Origin of the sequence: Microterricola viridarii (assembly GCF_900104895.1) — a bacterium.
GTDB classification, from domain to species: Bacteria; Actinomycetota; Actinomycetes; order Actinomycetales; family Microbacteriaceae; genus Microterricola; species Microterricola viridarii.
Genome location: NZ_LT629742.1, coordinates 3219116 through 3230352 on the forward strand (window position 1 = coordinate 3219116; position 11237 = coordinate 3230352).

The window sequence follows — 11237 nt, forward strand, 5'->3', positions numbered from 1 at the left end:
AGGGCTGCCGGCGTTTCCACATGCCGAGCTACTGCGCGGGCAGCGCTGCGGAGGCGACGCGCGGCGCATCCGGCTCCCCTTCGAGTGCGCCCTCGATGTGCACGACCTCCTGGTTGCGGAAGTGCCCGACGAACATCATCACGATGCCGACTGCGGCCCACACCGCCAGCACCAGCCACGACTGCAGCTGCGGCGCCTCCGGGAAGTAGGACAGCTCGCGCAGGAGCGTCGTGCTGGCACCGGGGACGAAGAACTGGCCGATGATGCCCCAGTCGCCGGGCAGGAACTGCATCGGCTGCGCGGCCCCCGAGATCGGGTTGCCGATGAACATCGTCACGAGGGCACCGATGCCAATGCCGATGCGCCCGAACACGGCGTTGGCCCCGACGATGAAGGCGCCGGTGCCGAGGAAGGTGAGGCTGAGCGCCATCCAGTTGACCGCGAAGTCGCCCTGCAGGATGCCGAACCAGGGCTGCATCACCGCGGTGACCGCCGCGCCGGCGACCAGGGAGTAGAGCGTGATGGCGCCGAAGCGGCGCCAGGTACCCGTCACCGGCAGAGAGATCAGGATGCCGCCGATCATTCCGCCCATGACGAGGGGAAGGCGGATGCCGCGAAGCCGACGCCGCGCTCGTCGGTGGCGGCGAGCGGCACGATGTCGGTCGTGGTCACGACGGGAGTCTCGGCGGCCAGCGCTTCCCCGATCATTTGCAGAGCCTGCTCGGCGGGGAGCTGCCCCGCCTGCACGGCGGCGGTGGTCTTCTCGATGGCGGCCTGTGTCCCGGGGACACGGCCGCGTCGATCTGCGCCTGCAGCTGGGCGGCGAGCTGGCCCATCACTTGGGTCGGCACGGCCCCGCCGGCGGAGGCGGTCAGGACCTCGGGCGTCTCACCGAGGATGACCGCGCCGTAGATCTCGCGCCGCTCGATCTTGCTGACGGCCTCAGCACGATCCGCGGTGTCGACGATGTCGAAGCGTCCGGCCGCGTTTTGCTCGAGCGCGTCGGTGAAGGTGCCGACCTGGGCCGAGTCGCCGGCCACGCCGATCGGCAGGTCTTTGACCGTGGACGTGATGGTCGGCCAGAGGAAGGCGAGGACGACCACGATGACGATGGCCGAGGCGGCCACAGCGAGCGCGACCACGCGCGACCACGTGGTCTGGGGTGTAGCTGGGGGCATGGGATCTCCAATAAAGAATGTTCGTTCGGTATTATTCGTGGACGCATCCCCACTTGTCAAGAACGATCGTTCCTTTTAGGATCGTCCAATGCCCAAGGTCAGCGAAGAACACCGCATCTCCCGCCGCAAGGAGATCCTCAACGCCGCCGTCGTGCTGTTCGCGCGCAACGGCTTCGACGGCACCTCGATGGCCGACATCATCGCCGAGTCCGGCCTGTCCGCCGGGGCGATCTACGGACACTTCAAGAGCAAGGCCGATCTGGTGCAGAGCTCGGTGGAGGACATCTTCGTGCAGCGGCAGACCGAGCTCGAGGAGATGCTCGCGAGCGACATAGTGCTCTCCCCCGCCGCGGTTCTGACCCGGCTGCTCCAGGGCATGCGGGAGGAGATCGAGAGCCCCGCCCTGCTCCTCCAGCTCTGGGCGGCCGCGAACCGCGAACCCGAGCTGCACCGCCTGGCGACCGGGCTGGCGGATCACCTGATCGACGTGCTCTCGCAGTATTTCGCGGCGTGGTACCGCGAGAACGGCCGGATCGAGGGTGAGGCCGAGGCCCGGGCGCGCAGACTCGCGCCGCTCTGCCTCGGCATCGCCCAGGGTTACATGATCCAGGCCTCACTCATCGACGGCTTCGACGGCAAGGCCTACATCGCGGCCATCCCTGAACTGCTGGGAGAGCACTAGCCCGCAGCCAGCCGGCATCCGCCAGCCCACATCCGCGTGCCGGCTACAGCTCGACGAGCTCCAGGCTCACCTGCACCGGCTCGCCGTCTTCGAGGCCCTCGGCCACGCGCACGGCCTTCTTGATCGGCAGCCAATGCCCGCCGGTGCGGGAGTCGGGGAACACCGAGGTGAGCCAGCTCGTGCCGCCGACCGTCACGCGCACCTTGATGGCGCCGAAGCCGCGCGGCATCCGCGGGATCTCGCGGAGGTCCTCGCTGGCCTCCTCCGGCAGGGTCACGAAGAACCAGGACGCTCCCTGCGAGCTCCACTCCCAGAGCGGTGACGTGAACTCGAATCGCATGCCCCGATCGTAGACGAGCACGCAGACAGCCCGCAGCGCCCGGTATCCTCGCCTCACACCCGAGAGAGGCCGCCGATGTCCCCGATCAGCACCGCCGTAGACGCCCAACACCTCAGCCAGGCCGAGAGCATGGTGGAGGGCCGCGCCATGCGCGCGCTCACACCCCGCCGCGACCTCGCCGAGTACGTTCCGAGCGAGCGCGACCCCGTCGCCCTGCTGGCCGAGCAGAATGCCGACAGGGTGCCCGAGTTGGTGCCGCTCCGGATGGGGCGCATGTTGGCCAGCCCGTTCGCGTTCTACCGCGGCACCGCCGGCCTGATGGCGGCCGACCTGGCCCGCTGCGCGACATCCGAGATCGAGGTGATCAGCTGCGGAGACGCCCACATCAGCAACTTCGGCCTGTTCGCCTCCCCGCAGCGCAACCTCGTCTTCGACCTCAACGACTTCGACGAGGCCGGCCCCGCCCCGTTCGAGTGGGACGTGAAGCGGCTGGTCACCAGCGTCCTCATCGGGGCCAGGGATGCCGGCTTCAGCGAGCCCGAGGCGCGGGACGCCGCAACGCAGGCGGCGCTCAACTACCGCCGCGTGCTCACCGGCATGATGCGCCTCACGGTGCTCGAGCGCTATTACTTCCGGGCGGACACCGACCAGATCCGCGCCGGGCTCGGCCGCTCCGGCCAGCGGATGCTCGACCGCGCCGCGAAGCAGGCTCGCAAGCGCACCTCCGAGGCCTTCGCCGACAAGGTGACCGAGACGCTGCCGGACGGCCGGCTGCGCATCATCGAGAACCCGCCTCTGCTGCAGCACCTGGACACCGAGCGCGGCGGCGCCGTCGCCGACCTCTTCGCCCAGTACCTGCAATCCGTGCCGGCCGACATCGCGGTGCTGCTCGCCCAGTTCACGCTGGCGGATGTCGCGATGCGCGTCGTCGGCGTGGGCAGCGTCGGCACCCGCTGCTTCGTGCTGCTGCTCACCGGGCCGCAGGGCGAGCGCCTGGTTCTGCAGATCAAGGAGGCCCCGCCCTCGGTGTTGGAGACGTGGGGCGGGCGGGACGCGCACCGGCTGCCGACACCGGCACGCGGGCCGGAGTTCGCCGACAACGAGGGGTTCCGCGTGGTCGCCTCGCAGCGCATCCTGCAGGCGGTGTCCGACTCGTTCCTCGGCTACTTCCGCGCCGACAACGGCCGGGACTTCTACGTGCGCCAGTTCCGGGACCGCAAGGGCTCCATCGACATCGAGGGACTGAGCGTCGGCGACTTCGGCACCTACGCCAATGGGTGCGCGGCGCTCCTCGCGCGGGCGCACGCGCAGAGCGCGAGCGCGCCCGCCGTCGTCGGCTACCTCGGCAGCGGCGGCAACGCCGACCGCGCCATCGTGGAGTGGTCCTTCGCCTATGCGGAGCAGTCGCTCGCCGACTTCACGGCGCTGCAGGCGGCCGTCGCCTCCGGGCGGGTGGCGGCGACGGCCGTCTGAGCGTATGGGCGGCGATTGCACGCCGCTCCGAGCGAAGTCTGGGAGCGGTTGCGCGTCGGGCGCATAGCCTGAATGGAGGCTGCCCGATTCGGCGGCCCCGATCGAGAGGAAGCGCCATGACCGACCACTCTCGCCCCGAGCTCGCCGACGCGGAGCCACACTCCACCACCCCGGCTCACGGCGGCCCCGGCGACCTGGTGCGCCAGCTCACCGTCGCAGCCAGCGCCGTGATCGCCGTGGCCGGCTCGTTCATCGGGTCTGGCGCGGCCGGCGGAACCCCGATCCAGGATGCCGCGGGCGGCGCCCTGGCGGCGGATGCCACCCTCATCGCTCCGGGCACCGGGGCGTTCAGCATCTGGAGCCTGATCTACCTGGGCCTGCTCGTGTACGCGGTCTGGCAGTTCCTCCCCGGCCAGAAGCGGGCCGCGCGGCAGCGCAAGCTGGGCTACCTCGTCGCAGCCTCCCTGTTGCTGAACGCGGCGTGGATTCTGAGCGTGCAATTCGACCTGCTCTGGCTGAGCGTGCCGGTCATCATCGTGCTGCTCGTCGTGCTCGCCCGCGCCTTCGTCGTGACGATTCAGAACCCGCCGACCAGCGCCGTCGACGGCATCGTCACCGACGGCACCATCGGCCTCTACCTCGGCTGGGTGTGCGTCGCGACCGCGGCCAACATCGCGGCGGTGCTGGTTGCCGCGGGCTTCGACGGCTGGGGCATCGGCGCCGAGGTGTGGGCGATGGCCGTGCTCGCCCTGGCCGGTGTCGTCGGAATCCTGCTCGCCGTCTACGGCGGCGGCCGCATCGCACCAACGCTCTCGCTCGTGTGGGGCCTGACCTGGGTCGGGGTGGCGCGCCTGAGCGCCGAGCCGTTCTCGGGCGCCACCGCGATCGGCGCCTTCGTCACTGCGGGTGCCGTGGTGATTGTGACCGCGGTCGCCCGCGTGCACGCGCAACGCACCCCGCTCAGCGCCCGGTTGCGGGAGGCACGCGGCGGCCGGGTCTGAATGCGCGCCGCCGCGCGGGCTGCGCGGCTAGGAGGCGGGCCGCACCTCGAGCAGGCAGGCCTCGGCGGCGACCCAGGCGAGCATCGCGCACTTGATGCGCATCACGAACTTGGAGACGCCGTGGAAGGCGACCGCGTCGCCGAGCACCTCGTCGTCGGGCTCGCCGGCGCCGCGCGAGCGCAGCATCTCGCGGAACTCGCCGATCAGCGCGCGCAGCTCGTCGACGCTCATGCCGGGGGCCATCTCGGAGAGCACCGAGGCGGACGCCATCGAGATACTGCATCCGGCGCCGGTCCAGCCGAGTGCGGCGACCGTGTCGGTGCCGGGCTCCATCGCCAGCTGCAGGGTGATCTCGTCGCCGCAGCTCGGGTTGCGCTCGAAGTGCTGGGCGTCGTGGTGCTCGAGCAGGCCGTCGCCGGAGCGTTTCTTGGAGTGGTCGAGGATCAGCTGCTGGTACAGCCCGTCGAGCGCGCTCATGCCTGTGCTCCCGTGGTGGTCGTGGCCGGGGCGGTGACAACACCGAAGTAGAGGCGCACCTGGGCGACAGCGGCCAGGAAGCGGTCGACCTCCTCGGTCGTCGTGTAGACGTAGGCGCTGGCCCGGGTCGTGGCGGTGAGGCCGAGCCGGCGGTGCAGCGGCTGGGCGCAGTGGTGGCCGACGCGCACGGCGATGCCCTGGGCGTCGAGGAACTGGCCGACGTCGTGCGCGTGCACGCCGTCGACGTCGAAGCTGACCAGGCCGGCGCGGGGCACGCCGGCGGCCGGGCCGACGACGCGGATGCCGTCGATCAGCGCGAGCCCGGCCAGCATCCGCTGGGCCAGCTCGTTCTCGCGGGCGTCGATGTGCTCCAGCCCGACGTGCTCCAGATAGCGCACCGCCTCGGCGAGGGCGACGGCCTGCGACACCGGCTGGGTGCCGGCCTCGAAGCGCTGCGGGGCGGGCAGGTAGCTGGCCTCGGTCATCGTGACGGTGCTGATCATGGAGCCGCCGGTGCGGAACGGCGGCAGCGCGTTCAGCAGCTCGGCGCGGCCCCAGAGCACGCCGATGCCGGAGGGGCCGAGCATCTTGTGGCCGGAGAGGGCGAGGAAGTCGACGCCGAGCTCGGCGACGTTCAGGCGCCGGTGCGGGGCGGACTGGCAGGCGTCCAGCACGACGAGGGCGCCGCGCTCGTGCGCGAGCGCGGCGATCTCGGCGACGGGTGCGACGAAGCCGGTCACGTTGGAGACGTGGCCGATGGCGACGATGCGGGTGCGCTCGGTGAGGGCGGCCGCGGCATCCGCCAGCGTGTAGATGCCGGCGTCGTCGACGGGGATGAAGCGCAGGGTGGCACCGGTGGCGGCGGCGAGCTCCTGCCAGGGGATGAGGTTGGCGTGGTGCTCCGCCTCGGTGACCAGGATCTCGTCGCCGGCGGACAGCGCGAAGCGGCGCGCGGCCTCTCCCCCGCGGCCGCGGGAGGCGTTGCCGATGCCGTAGGCGACGAGGTTGAGCGCGTCGGTGGCGTTGGAGGTCCAGACGATCTCGTCCGGGTCGGCGCCGAGGAAGTCGGCGAGGGTCGCGCGGGCATCCTCGAACGCCTCGGTGGCGAGCCCGGCCAGGGTGTGCGCACCGCGGTGCACGGCGGCGTTGCTGGTGAGCAGGAACTCGCGTTCGGCGTCGAGCACGGATGCCGGCCGCTGGGCCGTCGCCGCAGAATCCAGGTAGGCGAGCGGCTGGCCGTTCACCTCGGCGGCGAGCGCCGGGAAGTCTGAGCGCAGTCGGAGGACCTCGGCCTCGCTCAGGGCGAGCCCAGTTGCCACGGGCGCGGTTGGTGTTGCGGGTGAAGCGTGGGTGGACACGACGGCCTTTCCTGGCGGCGCGCGGCACGGTCTGCCCAACGCCTCTTAAGGGTGGAACCCCGGCGCACGCCGGATTGTTCCACTCTTGAGGGTAGGCGATTTCGGCTAGGCCGAGCCGCGCCGGACGAGTTCGGTCGGCACGGTGAGGGCGGCGGCCGGTTGGCCCTCGATCACCTGCATCAGCAGACGCACCATCTCGTTGCTGATCCGCTCGAACGGCTGCCGCATCGTGGTGAGCTGCGGGGTGGTCGTCACGGCCACGGGCGAGTCGTCGAATCCGACGATCGCGATCTCGTCCGGCACACTGCGGCCTGCCGCCTGGATGACGTCGAGCGCCCCGGCGGCCATCAGGTCGTTGGCCACGAAGACGGCGTCGATCTGCGGGTCCCGCTCGAGCAACTCCGCCATCGCGGTGGCCCCGCTGGCCCGGCTGTAGTCGCCGATCGCCACGAGCGACTCGTCGAAGTCCTCGCCGAGTTCCTCGCGGTAGCCGGCCAGGCGGGCCACGCCGCCGGAGGTGTCCTGCGGGCCGGCGATCGTGGCGATCCTGCGGCGCCCCTGCTCTCGCAGGTATTCGACGGCGGAGCGGGCGCCGTCGGCATCCGCGGCACTCACGTAGCCGATCTTGCGCTCGAAGCCGATCGGAACGCCACAGGCGATGGCGGGGATGTTGGCCGCGACGAGCTCGCTCATGAAATCGAGGCGGCCGGTGTGTGAGGAGACGAGCAGCACGCCGTCGACGTGCCCGGCGAGAATGAAGTCGGCCGCGCGGCGCTGCTCGGCGTCGGAGCCGGCCATCAGCAGCACGAGGGGAAGATCGCGCTCCTCCAGCGCCTGCGCCGCACCGCGCATGAGAATCGAGAAGTTCGGGTCTTCGAAGAGGCGCTCGTGCGATTCGGTGAGCAGGAACGCGATCGAATTCGCCTTACTGGTCGCCAGATTGCGGGCGTGCGGGTTGATCCGGTAGCCGACCTTCTTGATGGCCCGGTTCACGGCGTCCAGCGATTCGGGGCTCACCCAGTGGCCGCCGGTGAGCACGCGCGAGACGGTGCCTCGCGACACCCCTGCCTCGGCCGCCACATCGTCGATGGTTGGGCGCCGTCTCACCGTTGAATCAGTCACGGCTTTAGCGTACTGGCCGCCACGTCCCCGCTTGCCCGCTGCATCCGTCACCGCAGGCACCCCGCCCAGCACTAGGCCTTCACCGCTCCGGCGGCGAGGTCGACCTTCCAGAATCGCTGCAGTGCGAGGAACAGCAGGATCAACGGGATGATCGAGAGCAGCGCGCCCGTGATCACGAGCGTGTACATCGCCGGAACCGTCGCCCCCTGGTTCAGCAGGCCGTTCAGGCCCACCGTGATGGGGAAGAGCGAGTCGCTGCCCAGCATGATGTACGGCAGCATGAAGTTGTTCCACACGGCGACGAACTGGAACAGGAAGATCGTGACCAGGCCCGGGAGCATCATCGGCATCGAGATGCGGTGGAAGATGCCCACCTCGCTCGCGCCCTCGGTGCGCGCGGCCTCGACGACCTCCGTCGGCACGGATGCCGCGGTGTAGATACGCGCGAGATAGATGCCGTACGGGCTGATGATCTGCGGCAGCAGCACCGCCCAGTAGCTGTTGGTCAGCCCAACCTGAGCCATCAGGAAGTACTGCGGGATCGCCAGGATGACGCCGGGAACCAGCACGCCCATGAGCAGGATCTTGAAGATCATGCCCTTGCCCGGGAAGGTAAACTTCGCGAGCACGTAGCCGGAGATGGCCGAGATGTAGGTGGAGATGAGGGCACCGACACCGGCGTAGAGCGCGGTGTTGAGCATCCAGCGCCAGTAGAGCCCATCACGGTACTGGCTCAGCTCGACGATGTTGTCCCAGAGGTGTGAGCTCGGCGCGAGCGTGAAGGTGGAGAAGAGCTCTGAGCCGTCTTTGGTGGCCGCCATCAGCACCCAGAACACGGGGAACAGGCAGTAGATGGCTCCGATGATCAGGATGCCGGTGGAGAAGACGCTCACACGGGCGCGCGGCGTCTTGGACGACCCCGAGATCGTCGTCATGGTCATTGTCGAGGTCATGTCAGTCTTCCTGTCCGAAGGCGCGCTTCTGGACAATGCGGAGGAAAAGGAACGAGATCGCGAACGTCGCCACGGCGATGACGATCGAGGTCGCCGCGGCCGAGTAGATGTCGTCGCGGGTGAATGCGTCGCGGTAGACGAGCATGAGCGGCGACCAGCTGGTCGAGAGGCTGTTGGTCAGCGGGCGCAGCGTCGTCGGCTCGGAGAACACCTGCAGCGTCGCGATCATCGAGAACAGCGCCGTCATGATCAGGGCCGGCATGATGATCGGGACCTTGATGCGCAGCGCGATCTGCACCTCGGAGGCCCCGTCGATCGTTGCGGCCTCGTACACCTCCTGCGGCACGGCCTTGAGCGAGGTGTAGATGACGATCATGTTGAAGCCGACGCCGCCCCAGAGTGCGATGTTGGCGATGCCGAAGATCACGAGGTCGGGCGAGAGCAGGGTCGGCACATCCCAGCCGAGTGCATCGAACACGTAGTAGAACGGGCTGACCGCCGGCAGGTAGAGGAAGCCCCAGAGCAGCGAGCTGATCACGGCGGGCACGGCGTAGGGCAGGAAGATCGCGGTGCGCGAGAAGGTCTTGGCCCTGCTGCGGCGGGAATCGAGCAGCAGCGCGAAGAGCAGCGCCAGCCCGAGCATCGTCGGGATGAGGATCGCACCGTAGAGCAGGACCCGGCCGACGCTCGCACCGAACTCGGGGTTGGTCAGCGTCGCGATGTAGTTCTCGAGTCCGGCGAAGACCTGCTTCTGCGCACCGGAGCCGAGGCCGAGACCGACGACCTGCTTCTTCTGGAAGCTGAGGAACAGCGTGTAGAAGATGGGCGCGGCCATGAAGACGGCGAACAGCACAATGCCGGGCGCCAGCATGAGATAGGCGCTGCGGGTGATCGAGCGCTGTGCACGCGAGGTCTTGTTGCGCACCGGCGTGCCTGTCGGCGCGGATGCCGGGGTGCTCACCCCGTGCGGGGTGTCGACGAGAGTTGCCACGGAAGTCTCCGTACTGGGGTGGGTGGGGCGTGTGGATCGCGAGTGCGGGCGCGCGGACGCGGCGACAGGCGCGGAAGAAACTGCGTGGCGGCCCGGTGGGCCGCCACGCAGGGTGGCGCTACTTGACGGTGAAACCGCTCTTCTTCAGATCGGCTTCCGTGATGCTCTGCATCGACACGACGGCTTCTTCGAACGCCGACTGGGTGCGCGCTTCCGCGGCCTTGGCGAACTCATCGTTGTACGCGCTGAAGGCGACGTTGACGTTCGGGCCGTAGGTGAATGGCTGCACTGCGGCACCGGCCTGCGCGGCGATGTCATAGAAGTCGCTCTGCTGCGCGAAGAACTCGGGCGGAGACGTCAGCGCGGCCTTCGCGGCCTCGACGTCGGCCGGGTAGATTCCCGAGGTCTCGATGAGCCCGGCGATCGCCTCCGGCGAGGTGTTCAGCCAGGTCACGAACTCGACGGCTTCCTTGACGTGCTTGGACTGGGTGGTGACTGCTGTCGTCGATCCGCCCCAGTTGCCGTTGCTCGGCTTGGCGGCATCCCACTGCGGGGGAAGCGCGGCCGTCCAGAGTCCGGCGGTGTCTGCGGCGTTGCCGGCGAGCACGCCCGGACCCCACACCGACGAGACCCAGCCGACCTGCGTGCCGTCGTTCAGTCCGGCGTTCCACTCGGGGGTGTACATCGGCTTGTTGTCGATGACGCCCTCCTCGATGAGGCCGCCCCAGTACGCGGCGACCGTCTGCGTCGGCGACTCATCGATGTCGACGCTCCAGGCGTCGCCGTCGATCGCCCACCACGACGCCCCGGCCTGCTGGGAGAGGCCGGTGAACCAGCCGGCGTCGTTGGCGGAGAAGGTGCCGAGGTACTTGCTCGGGTCGGCGGCGTGGAGTGCGCGTGCGGTCTCGGCGTACTCGTCCCACGTCGTCGGGATGCTGAGGCCGTGCTCGGCCAGGATGTCGGCACGGTAGTAGGCCATCATGGGGCCGGTGTCCTGCGGCACGGCGTAGACCGCGTCGCCACCGAGCGTCACGGCGTCCCACACACCGGCGGGGAAGTGATCCTCGATGTCGTTGGCGCCCTGCTCGGCGATGTCGGCGAGTGCGTCAGAGCCGACGAGGGTCGGCAGCTTCTGGTACTCGGCCTGGATCAGGTCGGGCGCTCCGCTGCCGGCCTTGATGGCGGTGAGCAGCTTGGTGATCGCCGGGTCGCCGCCGTCCTGCTTGTTCACCGTCACCTGGATGTCGGGGTTCGCCTGGTTCCAGATGTCGACCACCTTGTCGAGGTTCGGGGCCCATGCCCAGTAGGTGAGTTCAACGGGGCCGGAGTCACCCCCGGTGGTGTCTGCCGAGCATCCGGTCATGAGCAGTGCTGAAGCCGCGATTGTTGCGACGGCCGCAAAGCGAAGTGATGTGCGCATTCGTCCTCCTTGTCGAATTACTGCAGTGGTGCGTGTGGGTGGTGCAGGGGTGCTGCGAGTGGTGCGAGGCCCAACGCCGAGGCCGGATGCCACGAGAAAGCGTCAACGGTTCACCGGGGGCCTGTGAGCGGTACTAGTAATTCACACAATGAAAACCCTGTCAAATAGAGCGTCAACTGCTGACATGCCACGAACCTTCTGTGATAGAACTGTGACCGCACACAGTCTTTGAGGAGTTCTGC

13 protein-coding genes are annotated in these 11237 nt (G+C 69.1%); 3 read left to right on the plus strand and 10 right to left on the minus strand.

Translation table 11 applies throughout. From position 1 onward, the window contains the following. Window positions 1-28: 28 nt before the first annotated feature. The 3 genes from BLT62_RS14750 to BLT62_RS14755 are packed head-to-tail and all read right to left on the minus strand — an operon-like array spanning window position 29 to window position 1178. A complete protein-coding gene (locus BLT62_RS14750; RefSeq protein WP_156786374.1) occupies window positions 29-592 on the minus strand; it encodes a hypothetical protein in 564 nt (187 codons plus the stop codon). Then, window positions 580-708 carry a hypothetical protein gene (locus tag BLT62_RS18355; protein ID WP_269457785.1) on the minus strand — a complete coding sequence of 43 codons (129 nt, stop codon included), beginning with the start codon at window positions 706-708 and terminating at the stop codon, window positions 580-582. The genes BLT62_RS14750 and BLT62_RS18355 overlap by 13 nt, the downstream gene beginning before the upstream one ends. Next, on the minus strand, window positions 705-1178 hold the full coding sequence (locus BLT62_RS14755) for a hypothetical protein (RefSeq protein ID WP_156786375.1): 474 nt from the start codon (window positions 1176-1178) through the stop codon (window positions 705-707). Before BLT62_RS14755 ends, BLT62_RS18355 begins: the two co-directional genes overlap by 4 nt. 88 nt (window positions 1179-1266) lie before the next feature. Between BLT62_RS14755 and BLT62_RS14760 the strand changes: the two genes are divergently transcribed. Beyond that, a complete protein-coding gene (locus tag BLT62_RS14760) occupies window positions 1267-1860 on the plus strand; it encodes a TetR/AcrR family transcriptional regulator (protein ID WP_083364746.1) in 594 nt (197 codons plus the stop codon). 43 nt (window positions 1861-1903) lie between these two features. Here the strand turns inward: BLT62_RS14760 and BLT62_RS14765 are convergent, their stop codons facing one another. Further along, window positions 1904-2200: a DUF1905 domain-containing protein gene (locus tag BLT62_RS14765; RefSeq protein WP_083365506.1), complete on the minus strand. Its 297-nt coding sequence runs from the start codon at window positions 2198-2200 to the stop codon at window positions 1904-1906. A 75-nt stretch (window positions 2201-2275) separates the two neighbouring features. Here BLT62_RS14765 and BLT62_RS14770 point away from each other — a divergent pair, with 75 nt between their 5' ends. Together BLT62_RS14770 and BLT62_RS14775 are read left to right on the plus strand one after the other, a co-directional pair. Continuing rightward, a complete protein-coding gene (locus BLT62_RS14770) occupies window positions 2276-3673 on the plus strand; it encodes a DUF2252 domain-containing protein (RefSeq protein WP_083364747.1) in 1398 nt (465 codons plus the stop codon). Between the two features lie 116 nt (window positions 3674-3789). Beyond that, on the plus strand, window positions 3790-4674 hold the full coding sequence (locus BLT62_RS14775) for a tryptophan-rich sensory protein (protein WP_231919239.1): 885 nt from the start codon (window positions 3790-3792) through the stop codon (window positions 4672-4674). Window positions 4675-4701: 27 nt separating this feature from the next. On the opposite strand, the gene sufU is transcribed toward BLT62_RS14775, so the two are convergent. The 6 genes from sufU to BLT62_RS14805 all read right to left on the minus strand — a co-directional run bounded on the left by sufU (window position 4702) and on the right by BLT62_RS14805 (window position 10995). Continuing rightward, entirely contained in the window at window positions 4702-5151 is a 450-nt protein-coding gene (sufU, locus tag BLT62_RS14780) for a Fe-S cluster assembly sulfur transfer protein SufU (protein ID WP_083364748.1), read from the minus strand. Then, window positions 5148-6470 (minus strand): aminotransferase class V-fold PLP-dependent enzyme, encoded by a 1323-nt coding sequence (locus BLT62_RS14785; protein ID WP_231919241.1) that lies wholly within the window; start codon window positions 6468-6470, stop codon window positions 5148-5150. Before BLT62_RS14785 ends, sufU begins: the two co-directional genes overlap by 4 nt. Before the next feature lie 144 nt (window positions 6471-6614). Further along, window positions 6615-7631 carry a LacI family DNA-binding transcriptional regulator gene (locus tag BLT62_RS14790; RefSeq protein ID WP_083364750.1) on the minus strand — a complete coding sequence of 339 codons (1017 nt, stop codon included), beginning with the start codon at window positions 7629-7631 and terminating at the stop codon, window positions 6615-6617. Window positions 7632-7702: 71 nt separating this feature from the next. After that, a complete protein-coding gene (locus tag BLT62_RS14795) occupies window positions 7703-8572 on the minus strand; it encodes a carbohydrate ABC transporter permease (RefSeq protein WP_407937568.1) in 870 nt (289 codons plus the stop codon). Between the two features lie 13 nt (window positions 8573-8585). Then, entirely contained in the window at window positions 8586-9575 is a 990-nt protein-coding gene (locus tag BLT62_RS14800; RefSeq protein WP_231919243.1) for a carbohydrate ABC transporter permease, read from the minus strand. Window positions 9576-9693: 118 nt separating this feature from the next. Beyond that, entirely contained in the window at window positions 9694-10995 is a 1302-nt protein-coding gene (locus BLT62_RS14805; RefSeq protein ID WP_083364751.1) for an ABC transporter substrate-binding protein, read from the minus strand. Window positions 10996-11237 lie beyond the last annotated feature (242 nt).

Coding starts and splice junctions, on each gene's coding strand:
- BLT62_RS14795 (WP_407937568.1), bottom strand. CDS start 8,572: ATGACCATGACGACGATCTCGGGGTCGTCCAAGACGCCGCGCGCCCGT.
- BLT62_RS14760 (WP_083364746.1), top strand. CDS start 1,267: ATGCCCAAGGTCAGCGAAGAACACCGCATCTCCCGCCGCAAGGAGATC.
- BLT62_RS14805 (WP_083364751.1), bottom strand. CDS start 10,995: ATGCGCACATCACTTCGCTTTGCGGCCGTCGCAACAATCGCGGCTTCA.
- BLT62_RS14765 (WP_083365506.1), bottom strand. CDS start 2,200: ATGCGATTCGAGTTCACGTCACCGCTCTGGGAGTGGAGCTCGCAGGGA.
- BLT62_RS14770 (WP_083364747.1), top strand. CDS start 2,276: ATGTCCCCGATCAGCACCGCCGTAGACGCCCAACACCTCAGCCAGGCC.
- BLT62_RS18355 (WP_269457785.1), bottom strand. CDS start 708: ATGATCGGGGAAGCGCTGGCCGCCGAGACTCCCGTCGTGACCACGACC.
- BLT62_RS14755 (WP_156786375.1), bottom strand. CDS start 1,178: ATGCCCCCAGCTACACCCCAGACCACGTGGTCGCGCGTGGTCGCGCTC.
- BLT62_RS14775 (WP_231919239.1), top strand. CDS start 3,790: ATGACCGACCACTCTCGCCCCGAGCTCGCCGACGCGGAGCCACACTCC.
- sufU (WP_083364748.1), bottom strand. CDS start 5,151: ATGAGCGCGCTCGACGGGCTGTACCAGCAGCTGATCCTCGACCACTCC.
- BLT62_RS14750 (WP_156786374.1), bottom strand. CDS start 592: ATGGGCGGAATGATCGGCGGCATCCTGATCTCTCTGCCGGTGACGGGT.